The sequence below is a fragment of the Deinococcus soli (ex Cha et al. 2016) genome (assembly GCF_001007995.1).
In the GTDB taxonomy this organism is placed as follows: Bacteria; Deinococcota; Deinococci; order Deinococcales; family Deinococcaceae; genus Deinococcus; species Deinococcus soli.
In genome coordinates, this window is the sequence record NZ_CP011389.1 from 1,333,504 (window position 1) to 1,354,423 (window position 20,920).

Sequence of the window (20,920 nt, forward strand, 5' to 3'; positions counted from 1 at the left end):
GGTGTTTACCGCGTGGGGGACGTTCCCGCGCCGGTGACGGGTTCCGGCCCGGCAGGGGGTTCGGCAGGCACCTCGGCCGGAAGGGGGGGCGTGACCGGGTGGGTGGGTTCGTGGTGGATGCGCCCCGCGTGCCCGCTGAGGAACGACCCGTCGTAGCCGCGCCGCCACGCCATGAGTTCCGCCAGGATGCTCAGCGCGACCTCCTCGGGCGCCTCGGCCCCCAGACGCAGGCCGATCGGGGAGCGCAGGCGGCCCAGCTGAGCGGGCGTGAAGGTCACCCCCTCCTCCTCCAGGGCACTCAGGAGGTCCAGCGCGCGGCTGCGCGGCCCCAGGACACCCACGTACGGCGCGTCGGAGTGCAGCGCGTGCGCCAGACACACCCGGTCGCGGTCGATGTGGTGGTTCATGACGATCAGGTGCGCCCGCTCGCCCGGCGTGAACGCCGTGAGGTCCTCGGGCGCCAGGGCGTGCAGGGTCGCGCCGGGAAAGCGGCCCGGCGTGAGGTACGCGCCGCGCGGGTCGATGACGTGCACGTCGTAGCCCAGCGCATGCGCCTGCGCCGCCAGGGGCATGGCGTCGTGCCCGGCGCCGTACAGCACGAGCTGCGGCGGCGGGGTGCTGACGTCCACGAACACCGCCGAGCCGTCCGGGGCGGTCAGGGTCGCGGCGCGCGGCTCCAGGTGCGTCAGGCGCTCGCGGGCGGCCGCCAGCGCGAAGGGCCGCAGGTCCGCCCGCAGGTCCCCCAGGGCCGCCCCGTCCAGGGTGACCAGCAGCCGCCCCGCGCCGGGGCGCAGGGGCACGATCAGCGCGGCCTTCTGCCCGGCCTCCAGCGCCCCCAGCCACGCCGCCGTGACGGCGTCGTCCGGGTCCACGCGTTCCACGCAGACGTCCACGCTGCCCCCGCAGCCGATCCCCAGGCCCCAGGTGGCGTCCTCGGAGAGGTCGTAATGCGTTAGGGCGCTGTCGCCGGTCCGGATCACGTCCAGCGCGACCTCGACCACCTCGGCCTCCAGGCAGCCGCCGGAGAGCATGCACACCTGCGCGCCGTCGTCGAGGATCAGCATGCGGGTGCCCTCGCGGCGGTAGGCGCTGCCCCGCACGCCCACGACAGTGGCGATCGCGGCGCGCTGGCCCCGGGCGTGGGCGGCGCGCAGGGCGCCCAGCAGCGCTCTGGTCTCGGCAGCGTTCATGATGAGGTCACTGTAGCAACGCGCAGGTTGGCAGAAGGTGGAGGGACACCCAGGATTCCCCTAAGCCGCGCCTCACGCCCCTCCCCGCCTGACCGTGCAGACTGGGGACATGCTGGACAACATCCTGAACACCGTCAAGCGCGGCGCCGAACGCGTGCAGCGCCGGGGCGAGGAGGTCGCGTCCGCCACGCGGCTGCGCGTGGAGATCTTCAGCCTCAGCCGCGAACTGGACGCCCTGTACGGCCGCCTGGGCCGCTCATACCACGCGGGCGCCGACCTGGACGTCCTGGGCGGCGTGCAGGAGGAGATCCGCCGCGTCGAGGAGGAGATCCGCGCCCGTGAACGCCTGATCGAGGAACTGGGGGAGCACGAGGACGAGCCCGGCGCACCCTCCGCGACCGCGCCGGCTGGCACTGGCCCGGCAGGCGCGGCGCCGGCGGCCACAGGAGTGACGGCCACCGCCGCGTCCAACAGCCCGGCGTTCACGTCCAACCCGCCCCCCCGCACGGAACCCACCGTGCCCGCCAGCGTCCCTCACCCCGGCCAGGAGGCCCGTATGCCTGACAACGATCCCTACCGCACGCCCGCCGACCAGACGCCCGAGCAGCGCCCCGCCGGGACGCCCACCTCGCCCGACCCGACCGTGCAGCACAGCGACGAGCGTCTGGAACCCGGCGACGACCGCGCCGGCGTGGCCCTGGAAGCCGAGCGGGAGAAGGTCTTCCGCCACGACAACATGATCGAGGAAGGCAAGATGGCCAGCCGCAACCCCGACCCGCTCGACAAGTAAAACTCTCCGCTGGAACGCGGGCTGCCCTCATCGGCAGCCTGCGTTTTCCTGCCTGCTGTTACTGCGCGTCGCGGACGAACTGTGCGGGGCGCTTCTCCTTGAAGGCCGTGACGCCTTCCTCGTGTTCCCAGTGGTCCCCGGCAATCTGTTGCAGCGCGGCTTCCTGATCTAGGGCCTCGTCCAGGGTGCTGGTCTGCGCGAACACCAGCGCCTGCTTGGTGAGCTTCAGGGCGTTCGCGGGGCGCGCGGCGAGGCGTTCGGCGTAGGCCTGCACGTCCTGCGCGAAGGTCTCGTCGGGGAACACCTGCTCGCACAGGCCCAGGCGCAGCGCGTCCTCGGACCGCACCCGCTCGGCGAGCGCCATGAGTTCGAAGGCGCGGTGGTACCCCACGAGGCGCGGCAGGAACCACGTGCTGCCCGAGTCCGGTACCAGGGCGATGTTCGAGAACACCTCGATCAGGCTGGCGGACTGCGCCCACAGCCTGAGGTCCCCGGCGAGGGCGAGGCTGGCCCCGGCGCCCGCCGCGACGCCGTTCACGGCACTGATCACGGGCTTGTTCAGGCTGCGGATGGTGCGGATCAGGGGGTTGTAGGTGTGGTTCAGATGCTCGGTGAAGGTCATGTCGCGGCCCGACACGTCCCCGAGGTCCTGCCCGGCGCAGAAGCCCCGCCCGGCGCCGGTGATGACGACCACGCGCACGCTCTCCTCGGCGTCGGCGCGGCGCAGGGCGCCTGTGAGGGCCAGCAGCAGGGCGTCGTTCGCGGCGTTCAGTCGGTCCGGGCGGTTCAGGGTCAGGGTGCGCACCCCGGCCTGGGTGGTTTCGGTGATCACGGCTTCGCTCATGCCCATCAGCCTAACGCGCGTTTGGCCGCTGGGGGCCGTTTGCTACACTCCGGCGCATGAGCGCCCCCACCCCCGACGACGCGCCGAGTCCAGCGCCGACCACCGTACCGGTCACGCTGGCACTGGACGTCAGCAAGCACCGCATCGGCTTCGCGGTCAGCGCCGGGCGGCTCGCGTTCGGGCGCGGCAGCGTGGACCGCAAACGCCTCCCCCTGGACCTGAAGGCCGTGCGCCTGAAGGTCGAGGAGACCGGCGCGCAGCAGCTCGTGCTGGGGCTGCCGCTGCGCACCGACGGCGCCCAGAGTCCCAGCGCGGACCGCGTGCAGGCCTTCGGGCGCGTCCTGACCGAGAAGGGCTACCGCGTGACCTACCAGGACGAGCGCTTCACCACCCGCCGCGCCCGTGACCTCGGCGCGCAGGACGAGGACGAGGCGGCCGCCGTGCAGATCCTCGAACTGTACCTGCTGGGCCAGTAGGCCCCTCCTGACGGGCCACGCCTCTGGACGCCCCAGTCCAGCCGGGCGCACCGTGGAGCAGGTCCCCTGTTCCGGAGGCCCTGAACGCGTGGTGGTTACGCCGCGCGGACACCCGACTGGCACGCCTGCCTCCGCGCCGGGACGATCCGGGGGCAGCAGGCGTGCCGGTCCCGACCGGGCCGCGTCCCCGCACAGGCGGCGTGCAGGCGACGCGGCTGCGTGGGCCTGCTGACTGATCCGGGTTCAATTTTGCCTATACTTCCGGCATTCACAGTGAACCGGTGGGCCCGGCGGTGAACCCGTCACCGCTGTCTCGGGCGCACCACGGAGGTGTTCATGCAGGGCAACATGATGGACGTTCAACTGACCGTGCCGACCATTCTGGAACGCATCCGCACGCAGTACGCCGGGCGCGAGGTCGTCAGCCTCCTCGTGGCGGGGCGCGACGAGCAGGGCAATCCCGTGCCGCACAAGCACCGCACCACGTATGGGCAGGTCGCCGACCGCGCCCGGCGCCTCGCGGGGGGCCTGCTGGGCCTGGGGCTCACGAAGGGCGACCGGGTGGCGACGCTGGCCGTGAACTCCTTCCGGCACCTGGAGGCGTACCTGGGCGTGCCCAGCGCGGGGCTGGTGCTGCACACCGTGAACATCCGCCTGCACCCCGAGCAGATCGCCTGGATCCTGAACCACGCCGAGGACCGCGTGCTGCTGATCGAGAACGTGTTCGCCGCGATGATCCCCGCGATCAAGGCCGCGTGCCCGCACCTGGAGCACATCCTGGTGCTGGGGCCCACGCCGCAGCCCATCCCGCTGCCGGGCGTGCGGGACTACGACACCTTCGTGCAGGAGAGCGAACCCCTGACCCGCTACCCGGAGCTGGACGAGCGGGACGCGGCCGCCATGTGTTACACGAGCGGCACGACCGGCAACCCCAAGGGCGTCGTGTACACGCACCGCTCGACGGTGCTGCACTCGCTGGCCAGTGCCCCGAAGGACGGGCTGAATGTCGGTGAGGCCGACACGGTCCTGCCCATCGTGCCGATGTTCCACGTGAACGCCTGGGGCCTGCCGTACACCTGCGCCATGTACGGCGCCAAGCAGGTGTACGCCGGGGTGTTCGCGGACGGCCGCAGCGTCGCCACGCTGCTCCAGGACGAGGCGGTGACGATCACGGCGGGCGTGCCCACCATCTGGATGGGCCTGCTGGCCGAACTGGACCGCGCCGCGCAGGCCGGGCAGCCGTACGGGCTGGGTGGCCTGGAGCGCCTGATCGTGGGGGGCAGCGCCGCGCCCGAGGCGATGATCCGCGCCTTCCAGACGCGCCACGGCCTGTCGCTGCTGCAGGCGTGGGGCATGACCGAGACGCATCCGCTCGGTACCGCCAGCGGCGTCCCGTACGGCGTGGACCCCAGCAGCGACGAGGGCTTCGCCCTGCGCGCCAAGCAGGGCCGGACCGTGCCCTTGATCGAACTGGACGTGCTGGACGACCAGGGCGCGCGCCTCCCGCACGACGGGAAGACCATGGGCCGCCTGATCATCCGCGGGCCGTGGGTGGCGAGCAGCTATTTCAAGGGCGAGGGCCAGAGCAACTTCTTCGACCTGGACGGGCAGCTGTGGTTCGACACGGGCGACATCGCCACGCTGGACGAGCGCGGGTACATGCACATCCAGGACCGCGCCAAGGACCTCATCAAGAGCGGCGGCGAGTGGATCAGCTCGGTGGACCTGGAAAACGCGATCATGGCCCACCCGGCCGTGAACCTGTGCGCCGTGATCGCCATGGACGACCCGAAGTGGGACGAGCGGCCCCTGGCCGTCGTGACGCCCAAGCCCGGCCAGAGCGTCACGCATGACGAACTGATCAGCTTCATCGCGCCCCGCTTCGCGAAGTGGTGGCTGCCCGACGCGACCGTCCTGACCGACAGCATCCCCATCGGCGCGACCGGCAAGATCCTCAAGCGTGAACTGCGTGACCAGTACCGCAGTTACAGCAGCACCCAGGGGCTGGTGACGCCCGCCGCACCCGACCGCAGCGAGTGATTGGGGAGTAGGCAGTGGGGAGTGGGCTGGCGTGCCGGACACGTCAGCCCGCTTTCGTTGTAGTGAACGACAGAGCCGCCGCGTCAACCTCCACCACCTACGAATCCACTTCCCACAACCCACTGTCCACAACCCCCTCGCCGTACACTTGCGGGCATGGCTGTTTCGGTGGATGGGCAGTGGGTGACGTTCTCGCCTCCGGCGGGTGCCGTGGGGTTGATCGGGGACGTGACGGACTGGCGTAAGCGTGAGCCGATTCCGGTGGTGGACGGCGCGCCGCTGCGGTTGCGGCTGCCGCGTGGGGCGTGGGTGGAGTACGCCTGGGTGGACGCTTCGGGTGAGGCGTTCGCGGACCCGGACAACGCGCAGCGGTCCCTGAATCCGTGGTGGCCATACCCGCGCGCGGCGGTGGTGGGCGAGTACGCGCGGCATCCGCTGTGGCAGATGCCGGACGCGACCCGGAAGGGCACGGCGCACCGCCTGACCTGGGAAGGCACGGTATTCCCGGGGACGCGGCGGGTGATCGTGTACACCCCGCACGGGTACGCGGGTGGGCCGCTGCCGGTGTACTACGTGCAGGACGGCGTGGCGTTCTACCGCACCGGGAAGCTGGGGGACGTGATGGACCGCGCCGCGGAGGCCGGGCTGGCGCCGGGCGCGGCGTTTGCGTTCGTGGAGCCGGGCGACCGGAACGAGGAGTACTACCTCAACCCCCGGTACCTGGAGTTCCTGACCACCGAGGTCATGCCGCGCGTGGAGGGCGAACTGGTCACGGCGTCCGTGCGGGGCCTGTGGGGGGCGAGCCTGGGCGGCCTGATCAGCCTGTTCCTGGGCGCGCGGCACCCGGAGCTGTTCAGTCGCGTGGCGGCGCACAGCGGGGCGTTCATCGCGCGGCCCGGCGCGACGCGGGAGGGCGTGATCGACACGACCACGGCGGGTGAGTGGCTGCTGGACGAACTGCGCGCGAACCCGCCCACGCACCTCACGACCAGCCTGGACACCGGGACGCTGGAGTGGCTGACCGGCCCGAACCGCCGCATGGCGGGCCTGTTCGCGGACCTGAGCCTGGCGCACCAGTACCGCGAGTACCCCAGCGGGCACAACTGGGTGACGTGGCGCGAGGCGCTGCCCGAGGCGTTCCTGTACCTCCAGGGCGGGTAATGGGACACAGGAGCTGGAGGATGGCAGCAACGGCCATCCTCCAGCTTCTCTATGCGGTCTGCGTCAATCGGCGGCCTGGGCCGCGTTGCGGGTGCGCCACAGGCTGACGAGCACGCCGCCCGCGAGGATCGCCAGGGTCACACCCAGGCTGATGGCCGGGTCGAGCTTGCCGTAGAACTGGTTGTAGAAGATCTTGCCGCCGATGAACACCAGCACCAGCGCCAGCGCGGGCTTCAGGGCGCTGAAGCGGTGAATCAGGGCGTCCAGCGCGAAGTACAGGGCGCGCAGTCCCAGGATGGCGAAGATGTTGCTGGTGTACACGATGAACGGGTCCTGCGTGATCGCGAAGATCGCGGGGATGCTGTCCACGGCGAACACCAGGTCCGCGAACTCGACCATCAGCAGGGCCAGCAGCAGCGGCGTGGCGTGCACCCGGACGCGGCCCTGCACGTCGGGCTGGCGGGTCAGGAACTTCTGCCCATCCAGGCGGGGGCTGATCGGCATGACGCGCCGCAGGGCCCGCACGACCGGGTGCCGCTCCAGGTCGGGCGCCTGGTCGTGGCCGCCCTTCGTGAACAGCAGTTTCACGCCGGTCAGGAGCAGGAACGCGCCGAAGATCCACATGATCCAGTCGAACTGCGTGACGAGCGCCGCGCCCAGGCCGATCATGATGCCGCGCAGGACGATGACGCCCAGGATGCCCCAGAACAGCACGCGGTGCTGGAGGTGGCGGGGGATGGCCAGCGCAGCGAAGATGATGCTGATCACGAACACGTTGTCGAGCGCCAGGGCCTTCTCGACGGCGAAGCCGGTCAGGTACGCCATGCCGCTCTCGGCGCCCAGGGTGGACCAGATCCACGCACCGAACATCAGGGCCAGGACGATGTAGAAGGCACTCAGTTTCAGGCTGCTGGCCACGCTGATCGTCTGTTCCTCGCCCTGCGCGGCGGCGCGGCGGGCGCGGCGGCGCGTGAGGACGCCCAGATCGAAGGCCAGCAGCGCGGCCACGACAGTCAGGAAGAGCAGCCACATCCAGGCGGGCGTGCCGAGCCAGGGGGTCATCAGGATCTCCACGGGGAACCTCCGGGGGCCACCCGTGCGGCGCGGCTCCATGCATGAAGACCGGCAGCGCACACGTGGTGGCGACTGCCGGGTCTGGCCTTTTGCTGCTCCTGACCGGGTTCCCTTTGGGTTCCGGACTGACGATCAGGTGCTCCCTGTGCGGGCGGCGTACTCCCCCGGTATGACCGACAGGATGCCGCACCATGCCAGCCCGACGGTGAGGGTCGTGTGAAAACGGATTCATGGGCGGGCCGCCCCCACTGACAGCCCGGAAGCTGCGCCCCCCACGTTGCAGCGTGTCACACAGCAGTTCAGAGCCGCCGTGAACCTCGACGACTCTGACGGTGTGGTGAGGTCAGGGGGTCTTCAGGGCGTACCCGATGCCGCGCACGGTGCGGATGATGCCGTACCCGTCGAGGTCGCGCAGCTTGGCGCGCATGTTCGCCATGTGCACGTCCACGACGTTGCTGTTGCTGGGCAGCTCGCCGTTCCAGACCTCGCGTTCGATCTCCTGGCGGGAGTACACGCGGCCCGGCTGGCGGGCCAGGAAGGTCAGCAGGTCGAATTCCTTCGGGGACAGCCGGACCTCGTGCCCGTTGTAGTGGCACAGGCGCTTCTGCGGGTGGATCTCCAGCGGCCCGATGCTGATGACCTCGCCGTGCTGCTGGTGGCGCAGCTGCACCTTCACGCGCGCCACGAGCTCCTCCGGATGGAAGGGCTTGGTCATGTAGTCATCCGCGCCCGCCTCCAGCAGGTTCACCTTGCGGTCCACGGCGTCCATGGCGGTCAGGATGATGATCGGCACGCTGCTGGTCTTGCGCAGGCGGCGGGCGATCTCCGCGCCGTCGAAGTCCGGCAGGCCCAGGTCCAGGATGACCAGATCCGGGGTGTGCTCGCGGGCGGCGGTCAGGCCGGTCACGCCGTCGGGGGCGGCCAGTACGCGGTACCCGGCCTGTTCCAGTTCGTACTGCACCACGCGGGTGATGTCCGGGTTGTCCTCGATCAGCAGAATGCGTTGCTCCATGTGACTGTCTCGTCTCCTCAGCCCCGGCTGTCGGGGCGCTCGGGGCTCCCGGGGCGGGGGCCTTGCGCGGCGCGGGGGCCAAAGTGCGCCTCTGTACTTGCGGCCCATCGTAGGGTGCGCGGTGTCCAGTTGGGCAAAGGCCGCTGTTTATGGTTCATTAACAGCCCGTCAGCTCCCGGGAATCCGCACGGTGTCCACCTGAACGCCGTACCGCAGAAGCAAGGTCTTCAGGCGCTGCGTGGCCCCGACCGCCAGCTCCCGGTCGGCGGGGTGGAAGACCAGCGTCAGGCGGGCGCTGCGCCCGGGCTGCGGAGGCTGCGCCTGCACCTGCAATGGGCGCGCGAACGCCGGGTCGGTCCGCAGGTCGCGCAGGATCTGCGAGAAGGTGGGGTCGTCCACGCCCTCCAGGGTGAAGGCGATGCCCTGCACGCCGGGATCGCCCGGCGGCGAGGAGGAATCGGGTGGGGTCATGCGCGCAGGGTCGTGCATCCCGCACGTGGCGCGCAACCGTGCCCTGCATCCGCCGCGCTGGCGCGCCCGGCCCCTAGAATGGCGCGCATGACGGGCCTGAACGCAGACGATCACGACTTCACGGACTTCGGGGACGGGGACGTTCACTTCGAGCACCTGAACGGCGCGGACCTGCACTTCGAGGTGCAGGGCGACCCGACCACCGAGCCGCCGGTCGTGTTCCTGCACGGCGGCCCCGGCTACAACAGCTACTCCTTCCAGGCGCTGTTCGGCGAGCGCATCGAGCGCCCAGTCGTGTACCTCGACCAGCGCGGCTCCGGGCGCAGCGGCCCGCTGGAGGACACCGAGCAGGGCGCCGACACCCTGGACCTCGACACCCTGGTGGGCGACGTGGAGGCCCTGCGGGACTTCCTGGGGGCCGAGCAGATCATCCCGCTGGGGCACGGCTTCGGCGCGCTCGTCGCGCTGGAGTACGCCCGCCGCTGGCCGACCCGCACGGCGCGCGTGATCGCCGTGAACCCCTGGGTGCACTTCCCCGACCTGGCCCGCACCCTGCTGGAAGAAGCCAGCGCGCGGCGCGGCGTGCCCTTCACCGACCCCGCCGACGACCTGCGCGCCGCCACGCCCGACGGGGAACACCCGCCCGTGGGCGGCGCGCGCATCGAGGCGGCGTTCGCGCTGCTGAACGCCCGTGACCTGCTGAACGCCCTGCAGTTCCGGGATCAGGCCAGCCGCATGCGCCTGGAATTCGCGGACGCCGAGGGGCAACTGATCGGCGGCGGCGAGGTGCAGGAGGCGCTCGTGAACCAGGGCCTGTGGGAATTCGAGTACCCGCAGTTCCTGACCGAACTGCGCCGCCCGGTGTTCGTGATCACCGGCGCGCACGACCGCACCAGCTACCCCGAACAGGTGCAGTGGGTCGCGGACCTCGCCGACGCGGACGTGACGGTCCTGGACGCCGGGCACTACCCCTGGCTGGACGACGAGGACGCCTTCGCCGAGGCGCTGGACGACGCCCTGACCCGCTGATGCCTGGCGTGCACCGCCCCTCACCGGGGCGCCCCGGCACCTGCGGTCACGCGGCGCCGCCCCGGACCCCTATACTCCCCCCACACCCCATGACCGCCGCCCCCGCCCTGCCCCGACGCCGGAGTCACCTGTGAAAGGGTTGATCCTGGCCGCCGGCCGCGGCAGTCGCCTGCTGCCGATCAGCGCCACGCGCCCCAAACACGCCGTGCCGGTCGCGGGCGTGCCGATCATCGCGCGGGCCGTGCAGGCGCTGCGTGACGCCGGGGTGCAAGACATCGGGATCGTGACCAGCCCGTCCAGCGAGCAGGACCTGCGCGACGCCACGCAGCACAGCGGGCACCTGACGTTCATCCGGCAGTACGACCCGCTCGGGACCGGGCACGCCGTCCTGACCGCCCGGCACTTCCTGGAGGGCAGCCCGACGCTGCTGTACCTGGGGGACAACCTCTTCGAGGACAGCCTGACGCCCATGCTGGGCGCCCTGCGCTACGGTGACGCCGCGATCGGCGTGAAGGAAGTCCCGAACCCGCAGGCGTACGGCGTGGCGGTCGTGAAGACCGGGCGCCTGCTGCGGCTCGTGGAGAAACCCCGCACGCCCGAGAGCAACCTCGCCGCGTGCGGCGTGTTCAGCTTCAAACCTGCCCTGATCGACATCCTGGAGGACCTGCCGCACAGCACCCGCGGCGAGATCGAGTTCCCGCAGGCCCTCACGGCGCTCCTCGCGCGCGGCGGGCAGGTGCGCGCCGTGGAATTCAGGGGCTTCTGGAGCGACGCGGGCGCCCCCGACGACCTGCTGAGCGCCAACACCCACTACCTCGCGCAGCTGCGGCCCCGCGTGGACGGCCGGGTGGAACGCAGCACCGTCAGCGGCCCGGTCGTGATCGAGGCGGGCGCGCTGATCGAGGACAGCGTCATCCAGGGGCCCGTGTGGATCGGCCCGCACGCCGTGGTGCGCGGCGCGACCCTCGGCCCGTTCGTGAGTGTCGGCGCGCACGCCCGCGTGGACAGCGCCCAGGTGACCGGCACGCTGATCGACGAGTTCGCGCGCGTCCTGCACCCCACCCGGCCCATCCACCGCAGCCTGATCGGCCGGCACGCGCTCGTCACGGCGCCCAGCGACACCGGGCTGCAGATGGTGATCGGGGACCGCAGCGTCATGCGCATGTGACCCGGCCGCAGCGTCATGCACACGTGACCCGGCCCCACCGTCCCGGCTGACCCTTGAGCGTCCCCACACCCGCGCCCCTCCGGGACGGGCGTACGCTACGGGGCATGACTCAACCTGACGGGACGGCCCCCACGCCCCCAGCGTCCGCACCGGCGGGCGAGGTGCTGATCAGCGGCCTGGACACCGGCCCGCACGCCGGGGACCGGGAGAACCTCTCCCCCACCGACAGCCACGCCCGGTTCCTGCCCAGAGACCACCCGGCCCAGGAACCCACCGACGAGGACGGCTGAAGGCGGCCCCGCGCACCCCTGCGCTAGAATGCTCCCTGCACGCGCCCCCGACCTACCGAGTGGGCGCAGTTTCACGCAAGGAGACGTTGAACATGGCCGGTCACAGCAAGTGGTCTCAGATCAAGCGCAAGAAGGGTGCCAACGACAGTAAACGCAGCGCGATGTACAGCAAACACATCCGCGCCATTCAGGCCGCCGTCCGTTCCGGCGGCACCGGCGACCCCGCCGGGAACCTCAGCCTGAAAAACGCCATCGCCGCCGCGAAGGCCGCCACCGTGCCCGTCGACAACATCGACAACGCCATCAAACGCGCCGTCGGCGCGGGCGAGGGCGCGGCCGACTACAAGGAACAGACCTACGAAGGCTACGGCCCCGGCGGCACCGCCATCTTCATCGAGACGCTGACCGACAACGTCAACCGCACCGTGGCCGACATCCGCGCCGTGTTCAACAAACGCGGCGGCAGCCTCGGCACCAGCGGCAGCGTGGCGTGGCAGTTCGAGAAGAAAGGCGTCCTGCTGCTGACCGACACCAGCGAGCAGGCGCAGGAAACCGCCATCGAATACGGCGCCGAGGACATCCAGGAATCCGACGAGGGCCTGGAGATCAGCACCGGCCCAGCCGACCTGTACGCCGTGCAGGACGCCCTGACCGCCGCCGGTTTCGCCATCGAGAGCGCCCAGATCACCATGATCCCCAGCAACACCGTCGCCGTGAACAGCGACGACGCGAAGAAACTCATGACCCTGATCGACGCCCTCGAGGACCTCGACGACGTCCAGAACGTCTACAGCAACGCCGACCTCCCCGACGAGGAATAAAGGTCGATCGTTGAAAGTTGATGGTTGATGGAGGACACACCCTCTATCAACCATCAACTTTCGACCATCAACCCTCCAGCACCAGGGCCTGGGCGTTGCCGCCGAGGCGGTCCCAGAGGGTGAAGGCGGCGCGGGCGCCGGGGCGGATGATGCCCTCGTCATCCCAGCCGGCGGCCAGGGCGGGGCCGCGCGTGTGGGCCCACAGGACGTCGTGTTCGGTCAGGGCCTGTTCGGGGGCGAGGCGCGCTCCGCTGTCGTCCACGCGGGTGATCGCCGCGGCGAAGTTCGCGCGGTACTCGGGCGGGGCGACCGGGGCGTCACTGCCGAACGCGAGGATCGCCCCGGCGTCCCGCAGGGACCGGAAGGCGTAACTGAGGCTCTCCAGGTGCGGCATGAGGTCGCGGATCATGGGGCCGTCCGCCTGGAGGTGGATGGGCTGCACGCTGGCGGTCAGGCCCCGGAAGCGCGGGAGGTCCTCGGCGCGCAGGTGCTGGGCGTGCTCGACGCGCAGGCGGATGCCACGCGCCTCGGCGTGGGGGCGCAGTCGGTCGTAGGCGTTCAGGACCTCGGTGTTCGCGCGGTCCCCGATGGCGTGCGTGACCGGTGTCAGGCCCAGCTCGATCGCCTCACGGCCCAGCTCCGCGATGAGTTCAGGCGGGTCCAGCGGCATCCCGGTGCCGGAGCCGTCCGCGAAACCGGGGGCGTGCAGCCACGCGGTGCGGCTGCCGAGCGCGCCGTCCGCGAAGAACTTCACCCCGCCCCACTGGAACAGGCCACCGGGCGCGCGGGCCAGTCCCAGCACGCGGGCGTGCCCCAGCCGGTCGTGCGGCAGGCACGCCCATACCCGCAGCGGCAACTCGCTCTGCTGCGCCAGCGTCTGGAGCGCCCGGGGTGCCTCGGGCGACTCGAAGGCCATGGTGTGCGCACTCACGTACCCGCGCGCCGCCAGATCCGCCGCGCCCGCACGCGCCGCCGCGAGGTACTCCGCGCCGGTCGGTTCCGGAATCACACGCGCCACGAGATCCGACGCGTGCTCCAGCAGGCAGCCCAGGGGCCGCACGATCCGCCCCCCCTCCGGGTCCGGCGTGCCCTCGTGAATCCCGGCCAGTCGCAGAGCGGCGCTGTTCGCCCAGCTCAGGTGCAGGTCCCGCGAGTACAGCAGGACCGGGTGGTGCGGACTCACCTCGTCCAGCAGCGCCGCTGTCGGGTACCCACTCAGGCCCAGTTCTGAGAGCAGGAACCCACCCCCACGAATCCACGTACCACGCGGCGTGTTCATCACCTGCTGCGCCACGCGCGCCTGCACCTCCGCCACACTCCGCGCGCCGTGCAGGCCCACCTGCGACAGCGAGAAGCCGTACGTCACGAGGTGAATGTGCGCCTCCGCCAGCCCCGGCGTGAGCAGCAGATCCCGGTGATCCAGCACCTGCGCGCCCGGCGCCAGTGCCGCCACGTCCTCCCGCGCGCCCACCGCCAGCACGCGCCCGCCCCCCACCAGCACCGCGCCCACCTCGGGCCGCGCGTCATCCAGCGTGAATACGCGCGCCAGCACCACCGTCAGATCCTGAGTTCTCATGCCCGCCCAGCCTACGCCACCCAACCCGGACGGGGGACACGCACCGAAACCACCCCCGGGGCGCGCACGCGCCTGTTAGACTCAGCGCATGCCCCGCATCCTCGTGGTGGATGACGACGCCGCCATCCTCAAGCTTGTCAGCGTGATCCTGTCCCGCGCCGGGCACGAGGTGCGCACCAGCACCCACCCCGTCGAAGCCCTCGACCTCCTGAAAGTCTTCACGCCCGACCTCGTCATCAGCGACGTCGTCATGCCCTACATGACCGGCCTGGAATTCCTGGAGAAGATCCGCGCCAACGAGCAGCTCGCCAGCCTCCCATTCATGCTGCTCTCCAGCCACGCCGAACGCGGCGACGTGCGGCGCGGCATGAACCTCGGCGCGGACGACTACCTGCCCAAACCCTTCACGCCCCAGGACCTCACCGGCGCCATCGACGCCCGCCTGCGCCGCGCCGGCCTGAACCAGCAGAACGAAAACCAGATGCAGGCCAAAGGCCTCGGCACCGCCCAGGTCATCTGGAAAGGCAGCACCGTCACCTGGGTCAGCCGCAAGGCCCTTGAACTGTTCTTCTACCTCCTGGAACACAAGGAAGTCACCAGCTGGGAGGCCGCCGAGGCCCTCTGGCCCGAAAAGGACGAAGCGCGCGCCAGCAGCCTCTTCCACACCACCCTCCACCGCCTGCGCCGATCCTTGAGCAACGAGTCCGTCGTCAGCACCAACCGCCGCTACGCCCTGGCCAGCGACCTGAACCCCGAATACGACGTGCAACGCTTCGAACTGCTCGCCGCGCAGGCCGAACAGGGCAGCCTCGGCCTCGAAGAACTCCGCGAACTCGTCGCGCAGTACGGCAACTACCTCCCCGGCACCGACAGCCCCTGGGCCGACGACGTCCGCGCCCGCCTCGAACAGAAACAACTCACGCTGCTCGGCATCGCCGCCCGCGCCGCCACCGCCGCCGGACGCGACCGCGACGCCGCCCAGTTCCACCAACGCGCCCTGGCCATCGACCCCATGAGCGAACACGACTGGCAGGGCCTCGCCAAAGCCCTCGACACCATCGGCGACCCCCGCGCCCGCCTCGCCGCCCAGCGCGAAGCCTGGTGGGCTGTCGACCTCGACTGACACGCACACACCAGCAGGCCCGGCACACCCGTGACCGGGCCTTCCACATGTGCGGCACCACCCCACCCGACCACCCGGTACGCTAACTGAACCGGAGGTCACATGTTCGACACCAGAGAGCCCCTCACCGGCAAACCACCCCAACCCAGAACCCCCACCCCCGCCACGCCCCGCCCACTCAAAGCAGGCACCCAGACCTGGCAACGCACCTTCCGCGGCGCCGCCAACGGCGTCACCTTCCAACTCCGCATCATCCGAAAACCCAACGGTCACCTCAGCGCCCGCTACCAGGCCACCCCCGGCCAAAGCAGCGGCTGGCACCTATTGATAACGGCATAAGTTTGAGTCCATCAAATGCTGAGGCAGGTCGATGTACCGAACCCGTTGCCAAGCCGTCGTCAGCTTCGCTTTCAGCATGCCCACTGAGCGGGCACAGAAGTTCCCCAGCACATTCCGCTTCACGTACGCCCACACCAGCTCGATCGGATTCAATTCCGGAGCGTACGGCGGCAAAAACACCAGCGACAGGCGTTCGTGGCGCTCCACGAACGCCTGGGTTGCCTTCGCTCGGTGAATGCCCGCGTTGTCCAGCACCACCACGATCTTCCCCTGCACATGGCGCAACAGATGCTGGAAGAACCGGGTGACGTCCCCACTCCGGATCGCCCCAGGCTTCGTGTGCTGGAAGAATCGACCGTCCGAAGTGATCGCCCCGATCGTCGAGAGTTTTTCCCAGTTGGCCGGGAGTATGACCAGGGGCGTCACGCCCCTGGTCGACCACGTTCGTCTTCGCACGCCTTTCAGCGAGAAGCCAACCTCATCCAGGTACACCAGGGTGGCGCCCTGCGCGACCTTTTTTTCCCAACTCCGGAGCCACCTGTTCTTTCCAGGACGCGATCCGGAGTTCATTGCGTTCTGCTGCCCGTCCATCCGGCATCTGGGGCGTAAACCCCAGCTGCCGAAGCATTCTCCGGACGTGATCGGGGTGGTACCACACGTCGAAGTGCCGCCCGATCAGGTCTGCGACTCGTCTGGTGCTCCAGGTCGGGTCAGGGAAGCCATGGTGCAGCGCACCCTCCCGCAGGAGGGTGCGGACCTGTTCAAGCTGGGCGGCGGTGAGTCGCGAGGGGCGTCCTGTCGTCACCGTTGCCTGGAGACTGCCGGTGCGCTTCAGACGTTTCTTCCAGTTACTGACGGTGTGTACGGACACGCCGAAGTGATCGGCAATCGCCTGCTGTGAATGCTGGCCCCCTTGAAGCCAGGGGGTCGCCGCCAGTCGACGTTCCTCCAGCTGCGCCCGGGAGTATTTGGATGGATGCCATTCGGCCACACCTCCAGCATACCAGCTCGTATTTACATCGTTATCAATAGGCGGTAATGCAAACAAAGCCTACAACCCAGTCTGGAAAACCAAGGCAGCTAATCCAAAGGGCTACGAGAACAACGGCGGCCTGGATTCAAACGGCGATTTTGCCATAACTCCCACAGAAGCTGCAGACGCAGTTCGACTTCACTGGAGAGAGGTTTATGGAAACAATATAGATGAACGGAGTAGACATCTTGAACGACAGTGGTACATCGCTCGCAATCCTGACACAAACAGAGATGAAAGAAAATGGAAGTCAGTATACCACTCTGGAATTTTTTCAGATAAGTTGAATAGCACGTTCAACAATCAGCAGACAAGTCAACAGAATCAGACATCAAATACATCCGGAGGTCACCAAAATCAGATTCAAAACTCCCAGCAGTCCGGTACAATTAGCGAGGTGAGCCCCCAAATAAAAAGAACCATGCGCGCCAATAAGGATTGGGGAGCAGAAATTGGCTCTATCGACGGAGTCAAGGCATACCACAATGACGGACTGAAATCACCAGAGGAGAGCGTATCTGGTGACCGGAACTATTCAAGGGATGGCAGTAAGTATGAGTACGGCCTTAAATGGCAATGCGTAGAATTTGTCAGACGCTATTACTACGACAAACTGGGTGTTGAATTTGCTCCAAGATCAGGCAATGCAGAGGATTATTTTGACAAAAACACTCCAGACGGCAACACTAACTCCCGAAGAAAATTAACTCAGTTTAAGATAGGATCTACAGAAAAACCTAAATATCAGGATCTGATTATATTCGGTCCCAACCCATTTTCTTCAGTGGGGCATGTAGCAATTGTATCAAGCTCTTCGGACGACAATTTCACTATAGCTCAACAGAATGTAGGTGTAAAATTTACTGATACGATAGGCTTGGAAAATAAATCAGTAGCTGGCAAGAAAATTTACAAGATATCTCAATCACACAGATCTCTGAACGTCATGGGATGGCTAAGGAAATGAAGCGCATAATTCTGTCAGCTTTTTTTATGATTTCTTGCTCAGGCTCAGGCTCCTCAACAGACAAATCCATAACCACAAGCATATTTTGCGCAAGCTACAAATGTACGGCCACAGGCAATGAGGATGGAATACAAAGGTACAAAATTAACAATCAAAGTATTACGAAAAACACACAGTTGTTCATCAATAATAATAAAAAATATCCCAACAGGTACAGCATCTTTCTGGGCGAAGGGAGTCTGCTGTACGGGCCAAGTCCGAACGATTGCAAAATGATCGACCTGTTCTATAAGTTTTATGGCCTAAAAGATCTTGACATCAAAAATGATCTTTTCGCAGCAAGCGCCCTTGTCGATGATAAAGCAGTAGATTATGCAATAATTAAAGAATTCAAATCCTCCGGAATTCAAATGGTGGCATACATTCGAAGCTCACCAGACCCAAGCATGAAGCCAAAAAAAGGCCGTCTAGAGTTCGGCATTATGCCAAAAACGCAATATCCACCATCAAAATAAATTTTAAGGTCATACTGCCAATCATTCACATACTGAGCGCCTGAAATCCTCTTGCTTGCGCCTGGCCGTCCTGCCTGGGCGCGTTTTGCTGTCTGGGTAGGCTGGTTGGCGTGGGCTGGTGCCGTCTGTGTGGCGGGGTGTGCGGTCTGGGTGGGCGCGCTAGACTTTGCGTTATGACGGTTTCGCTGACGACGGCGCAGATTCGGGAGAAGTACCTGCAGTTCTTCGAGGGGAAGGGGCACCTGCGGTTGCCGAGTTACAGCACGGTCGCGCCGGATCCGACGACGCTGTTCACGGTGGCGGGCATGCAGCCGTTCAAGGATCAGTTCATGGGCGCCCCGGCGGTGTTCGATGGCGTGGCGAACAGGCGCGTGACGACGGCGCAGAAGTGCGTGCGCTTGGGTGACATCGAGAACGTGGGGCGCACGCGGCGGCACCTGTCGCTGTTCGAGATGATGGGCAACTTCAGCTTCGGGGATTACTTCAAGCGGGACGCGATTCACTGGGCGTGGGAGTTCCTGACCGGGGCCGAGTGGATGGGCATGGACGCCAGCAAGATGTACGTGACCATCTACAAGGATGACGAGGAGGCGTTCACGTACTGGACGCAGGAGATCGGCCTGGATGCCAGCCACATCCACCGCTTCGATGCGGATGAGAACTTCTGGCCCGCGAACGCGCCGCTGGAGGGGCCGAACGGGCCGTGCGGGCCGTGCAGCGAGATCTACTACGACCGGGGCCCGAAGTACGGGGAGGACACCTGGGGGGATTACTTCCAGACGCGGGAGAGTGCGCGGTTCCTGGAGGTGTGGAACCTCGTGTTCCCGCAATTCGACCGGCAGGAGCCGCTGGCGGACGGGACGCCGGTGCTGCGGGATCTGCCGTTCAAGAACATCGATACGGGCATGGGCCTGGAGCGCGTGGCGAGCGTGGTGCAGGACGTGCCGGACTTCTACAGCAACGACGTGTTCGCGCCGATCGTGGCGCGGGTCGCCGAGTTGAGCGGGAAGCCCTACGAGGGTGAGGTGAGCGTGTCGCACCGCGTGGTCGCGGAGCACCTGCGGTCGGTGAGCATGATCCTGGCGGACGGCACGCCGTTCAGCAACACGGGGCGTGGGTACACGCTGCGCAAGATCATGCGCCGCGCGATCCGGCACGGATACCTGCTGGGCTTCCGCGAGCCGACGCTGTTCCAGCTCGTGCCGCTGGTGGTCGAGGGGATGAGCAGTGCATACCCCGAGCTGCGCGACAACCAGGCGAAGGTGGAGGCGTCCGTGAAGGCCGAGGAGGAACGCTTCCTGAAGACGCTGGAGGGCGGCATCCAGCGTCTGGGCGGGCTGCTGTCGGGCATGGAGCGCGGCGCGGTGCTGTCCGGGCAGGACGCGTTCGTGCTGTACGACACGTACGGCTTCCCGGTGGACCTGACGCTGGAGATCGCCGAGGAGTACGGCATCACGGTGGACGAGGCCGGGTACGCCGAGAGCCTGGAGAACGCGCAGGAGATCGCGCGGGCCGGGAGTAAGTACGGCAAGAGTGAACTGTTCGGCGGGAACCAGGAGGCGCTGGAGGGCCTCGCCCGCACGGAGTTCGTGGGGTACGACGAGCTGAGCGTGCAGGCGGACGTGGTGGCGCTGATGGGCGCGGGCGAGCGCCTGAGTCACCTGACGGCCGGGTCGGAGGCGACGGTGGTGCTGTCCCGCACGCCGTTCTACGCCGAGGGTGGCGGTGAGGTGGGTGACACGGGCCGCCTGGAGTGGGACGGCGGCGCCGGGATCGTGCGAGATACCCGCAAGACGCCGCAGGGTGTGTTCCTGCATGACGTGCTGGTCGAGGAGGGCGAGCTGCGCGAGGGTGTCAGCGTGCGCGGCGTGGTGTCCGGCGAGCGCCGCGCCACGGAGCGGCACCACACGGCGACGCACCTGCTGCACGCGGCGCTGCGGGCGGTGCTGGGTGAGGGCGTGGCGCAGAAGGGGTCGCTGGTCGCCCCGGATCGCCTGCGGTTCGACTTCTCGCACGGCTCGGCCCTGACGGCGCCGGAGATCGCGGCGGTGGAACTGCTCGTGAGCCGCTGGGTGAGTGCGAACTTCCCCGTGACGTGGCAGGAGATGCCCATCGCGGACGCGAAGGCGGCGGGCGCGACCGCGCTGTTCGGCGAGAAGTACGGCGAGACCGTCCGAGTCGTGCGCGTGGGTGGCAGCGTGGAGTACGCCGGGCAGCCCGTGAGCAGCATGGAACTGTGCGGCGGGGCGCACGTGCGCCGCACCGGGGACATCGGCGCGTTCGTGATCCTCGGGGATGAGAACGTGGCCGCCGGGGTGCGCCGCGTCGAGGCGCTCGCCGGGGACGCCGCGACCGCGTGGGTCCGTGAGCGCCTGAACGCCGCCGCGAAGGTTGCCAGCCTCCTGAATACGAGCGTGGACGGCCTGGAAGCGCGCGTGAGCGGCCTCCAGTCGCAGCTGAAAGCGGCCGAGAAGGATGTCGCGGCGGTCAAGCGTCAGCTGGCCGAGGCGCAGATGGGCGGTGGCAACGGCGGGGCCGCGCAGACGCGCGAGCTGGGTGGCTTCCGGGTCGCCGCGCTGAAGCTCGCGGGCCTGGAAGGCAACGAGTTGCGCGGCGCGGCTGACAAGCTCCTCGACCAGAGCGGCGCGGACATGGTCATCGTCGCGGGCGAGAAGGGCCTCGTCGTGAAGGCCACCAAGGACGCCGTGACCCGCGGCGCGCACGCCGGGCAGCTGATCGGCAAACTGGCTGCGGCGGGTGGCGGCAAGGGCGGCGGCCGCCCCGACATGGCGCAGGCGGGCGTGACCGACACCGACGCCGCACTGGGCGCGCTCGACACTGCGTTCTGAACTGGCGGCAGAATTCAGAGGTATCGAGCAAGCCCTTCGATACCTCTGAATCGAGCAGAGCGAGTACCTGAACAGGACAGCGGTTGGAAGTGGAATGGAGGGGCGTGCCCTTGGCCCCTCCATGGAACTGGAAACCGCTGTGAACAGCACAA

Annotated in this window: 19 protein-coding genes; 12 read left to right on the forward strand and 7 right to left on the reverse strand. The window is 68.0% G+C overall.

Translation table 11 applies throughout. The features are described 5' to 3' along the window. Positions 1-5: 5 nt before the first annotated feature. Positions 6-1,190, reverse strand: coding sequence for an XdhC family protein (locus tag SY84_RS06605; RefSeq protein ID WP_081424527.1), 1,185 nt, complete (start codon positions 1,188-1,190; stop codon positions 6-8). A gap of 109 nt (positions 1,191-1,299) precedes the next feature. Between SY84_RS06605 and SY84_RS15840 the strand changes: the two genes are divergently transcribed. After that, positions 1,300-1,980 (forward strand): hypothetical protein, encoded by a 681-nt coding sequence (locus tag SY84_RS15840; protein ID WP_052751068.1) that lies wholly within the window; start codon positions 1,300-1,302, stop codon positions 1,978-1,980. A gap of 58 nt (positions 1,981-2,038) precedes the next feature. Here SY84_RS15840 and SY84_RS06615 read toward each other — a convergent pair whose 3' ends face one another. Next, positions 2,039-2,824, reverse strand: coding sequence for an enoyl-CoA hydratase-related protein (locus tag SY84_RS06615; RefSeq protein WP_046843353.1), 786 nt, complete (start codon positions 2,822-2,824; stop codon positions 2,039-2,041). Positions 2,825-2,880: 56 nt separating this feature from the next. On the opposite strand from SY84_RS06615, the gene ruvX reads away from it, so the two are divergent. From ruvX to SY84_RS06630, 3 genes are all read left to right on the forward strand, one after another. After that, positions 2,881-3,300 carry a Holliday junction resolvase RuvX gene (gene ruvX, locus SY84_RS06620; protein WP_046843354.1) on the forward strand — a complete coding sequence of 140 codons (420 nt, stop codon included), beginning with the start codon at positions 2,881-2,883 and terminating at the stop codon, positions 3,298-3,300. Between the two features lie 336 nt (positions 3,301-3,636). Next, a complete protein-coding gene (locus tag SY84_RS06625; RefSeq protein WP_046845004.1) occupies positions 3,637-5,340 on the forward strand; it encodes a long-chain fatty acid--CoA ligase in 1,704 nt (567 codons plus the stop codon). 156 nt (positions 5,341-5,496) lie between these two features. Beyond that, positions 5,497-6,501: an alpha/beta hydrolase gene (locus SY84_RS06630; protein ID WP_046843355.1), complete on the forward strand. Its 1,005-nt coding sequence runs from the start codon at positions 5,497-5,499 to the stop codon at positions 6,499-6,501. 63 nt (positions 6,502-6,564) lie between these two features. Here the strand turns inward: SY84_RS06630 and SY84_RS06635 are convergent, their stop codons facing one another. The 3 genes from SY84_RS06635 to SY84_RS06645 all read right to left on the reverse strand — a co-directional run bounded on the left by SY84_RS06635 (position 6,565) and on the right by SY84_RS06645 (position 9,058). Beyond that, on the reverse strand, positions 6,565-7,563 hold the full coding sequence (locus SY84_RS06635; RefSeq protein WP_157882916.1) for a TerC family protein: 999 nt from the start codon (positions 7,561-7,563) through the stop codon (positions 6,565-6,567). A gap of 355 nt (positions 7,564-7,918) precedes the next feature. Then, entirely contained in the window at positions 7,919-8,587 is a 669-nt protein-coding gene (locus SY84_RS06640) for a response regulator transcription factor (protein ID WP_046843357.1), read from the reverse strand. A 168-nt stretch (positions 8,588-8,755) separates the two neighbouring features. Next, positions 8,756-9,058: a hypothetical protein gene (locus SY84_RS06645; RefSeq protein WP_046843358.1), complete on the reverse strand. Its 303-nt coding sequence runs from the start codon at positions 9,056-9,058 to the stop codon at positions 8,756-8,758. An 87-nt stretch (positions 9,059-9,145) separates the two neighbouring features. Here SY84_RS06645 and SY84_RS06650 point away from each other — a divergent pair, with 87 nt between their 5' ends. From SY84_RS06650 to SY84_RS06665, 4 genes are all read left to right on the forward strand, one after another. After that, on the forward strand, positions 9,146-10,087 hold the full coding sequence (locus tag SY84_RS06650; protein WP_046843359.1) for an alpha/beta fold hydrolase: 942 nt from the start codon (positions 9,146-9,148) through the stop codon (positions 10,085-10,087). Between the two features lie 130 nt (positions 10,088-10,217). Then, positions 10,218-11,255 (forward strand): sugar phosphate nucleotidyltransferase, encoded by a 1,038-nt coding sequence (locus SY84_RS06655; protein WP_046843360.1) that lies wholly within the window; start codon positions 10,218-10,220, stop codon positions 11,253-11,255. A 104-nt stretch (positions 11,256-11,359) separates the two neighbouring features. Continuing rightward, positions 11,360-11,545, forward strand: coding sequence for a hypothetical protein (locus SY84_RS06660; protein ID WP_046843361.1), 186 nt, complete (start codon positions 11,360-11,362; stop codon positions 11,543-11,545). A gap of 92 nt (positions 11,546-11,637) precedes the next feature. Further along, on the forward strand, positions 11,638-12,366 hold the full coding sequence (locus tag SY84_RS06665) for a YebC/PmpR family DNA-binding transcriptional regulator (protein ID WP_046845005.1): 729 nt from the start codon (positions 11,638-11,640) through the stop codon (positions 12,364-12,366). Between the two features lie 67 nt (positions 12,367-12,433). Here the strand turns inward: SY84_RS06665 and SY84_RS06670 are convergent, their stop codons facing one another. Beyond that, on the reverse strand, positions 12,434-13,942 hold the full coding sequence (locus SY84_RS06670) for an amidohydrolase (protein WP_046843362.1): 1,509 nt from the start codon (positions 13,940-13,942) through the stop codon (positions 12,434-12,436). A gap of 88 nt (positions 13,943-14,030) precedes the next feature. Between SY84_RS06670 and SY84_RS06675 the strand changes: the two genes are divergently transcribed. Further along, positions 14,031-15,065: a response regulator gene (locus tag SY84_RS06675; RefSeq protein WP_046843363.1), complete on the forward strand. Its 1,035-nt coding sequence runs from the start codon at positions 14,031-14,033 to the stop codon at positions 15,063-15,065. 321 nt (positions 15,066-15,386) lie between these two features. Here the strand turns inward: SY84_RS06675 and SY84_RS16780 are convergent. After that, positions 15,387-16,395 (reverse strand): IS630 family transposase gene (locus SY84_RS16780; protein WP_211117122.1). Its coding sequence is split into 2 segments (ribosomal slippage): positions 15,387-15,926 and positions 15,928-16,395, totalling 1,008 coding nucleotides; the frame shifts between segments, so codons are not numbered across the junction. On the opposite strand from SY84_RS16780, the gene SY84_RS16465 reads away from it, so the two are divergent. The 3 genes from SY84_RS16465 (at position 16,373) to alaS (ending at position 20,768) form a co-directional block, all read left to right on the forward strand. Next, positions 16,373-17,404 (forward strand): CHAP domain-containing protein, encoded by a 1,032-nt coding sequence (locus tag SY84_RS16465; protein ID WP_157882917.1) that lies wholly within the window; start codon positions 16,373-16,375, stop codon positions 17,402-17,404. The genes SY84_RS16780 and SY84_RS16465 overlap by 23 nt on opposite strands. A 272-nt stretch (positions 17,405-17,676) precedes the next feature. Continuing rightward, entirely contained in the window at positions 17,677-17,919 is a 243-nt protein-coding gene (locus SY84_RS16470; RefSeq protein ID WP_157882918.1) for a hypothetical protein, read from the forward strand. A gap of 173 nt (positions 17,920-18,092) precedes the next feature. Beyond that, a complete protein-coding gene (alaS, locus tag SY84_RS06685; protein WP_081424529.1) occupies positions 18,093-20,768 on the forward strand; it encodes an alanine--tRNA ligase in 2,676 nt (891 codons plus the stop codon). The last annotated feature ends 152 nt before the right edge of the window (positions 20,769-20,920 follow it).

What these genes read in the sequence shown, in the direction of transcription:
- SY84_RS06605 (WP_081424527.1), bottom strand. Translation starts at nt 1,190, where the DNA reads ATGAACGCTGCCGAGACCAGAGCGCTGCTGGGCGCCCTGCGCGCCGCC.
- SY84_RS15840 (WP_052751068.1), top strand. Translation starts at nt 1,300, where the DNA reads ATGCTGGACAACATCCTGAACACCGTCAAGCGCGGCGCCGAACGCGTG.
- SY84_RS06615 (WP_046843353.1), bottom strand. Translation starts at nt 2,824, where the DNA reads ATGAGCGAAGCCGTGATCACCGAAACCACCCAGGCCGGGGTGCGCACC.
- ruvX (WP_046843354.1), top strand. Translation starts at nt 2,881, where the DNA reads ATGAGCGCCCCCACCCCCGACGACGCGCCGAGTCCAGCGCCGACCACC.
- SY84_RS06625 (WP_046845004.1), top strand. Translation starts at nt 3,637, where the DNA reads ATGCAGGGCAACATGATGGACGTTCAACTGACCGTGCCGACCATTCTG.
- SY84_RS06630 (WP_046843355.1), top strand. Translation starts at nt 5,497, where the DNA reads ATGGCTGTTTCGGTGGATGGGCAGTGGGTGACGTTCTCGCCTCCGGCG.
- SY84_RS06635 (WP_157882916.1), bottom strand. Translation starts at nt 7,563, where the DNA reads ATGACCCCCTGGCTCGGCACGCCCGCCTGGATGTGGCTGCTCTTCCTG.
- SY84_RS06640 (WP_046843357.1), bottom strand. Translation starts at nt 8,587, where the DNA reads ATGGAGCAACGCATTCTGCTGATCGAGGACAACCCGGACATCACCCGC.
- SY84_RS06645 (WP_046843358.1), bottom strand. Translation starts at nt 9,058, where the DNA reads ATGACCCCACCCGATTCCTCCTCGCCGCCGGGCGATCCCGGCGTGCAG.
- SY84_RS06650 (WP_046843359.1), top strand. Translation starts at nt 9,146, where the DNA reads ATGACGGGCCTGAACGCAGACGATCACGACTTCACGGACTTCGGGGAC.
- SY84_RS06660 (WP_046843361.1), top strand. Translation starts at nt 11,360, where the DNA reads ATGACTCAACCTGACGGGACGGCCCCCACGCCCCCAGCGTCCGCACCG.
- SY84_RS06665 (WP_046845005.1), top strand. Translation starts at nt 11,638, where the DNA reads ATGGCCGGTCACAGCAAGTGGTCTCAGATCAAGCGCAAGAAGGGTGCC.
- SY84_RS06670 (WP_046843362.1), bottom strand. Translation starts at nt 13,942, where the DNA reads ATGAGAACTCAGGATCTGACGGTGGTGCTGGCGCGCGTATTCACGCTG.
- SY84_RS06675 (WP_046843363.1), top strand. Translation starts at nt 14,031, where the DNA reads ATGCCCCGCATCCTCGTGGTGGATGACGACGCCGCCATCCTCAAGCTT.
- SY84_RS16470 (WP_157882918.1), top strand. Translation starts at nt 17,677, where the DNA reads ATGATCGACCTGTTCTATAAGTTTTATGGCCTAAAAGATCTTGACATC.
- alaS (WP_081424529.1), top strand. Translation starts at nt 18,093, where the DNA reads ATGACGGTTTCGCTGACGACGGCGCAGATTCGGGAGAAGTACCTGCAG.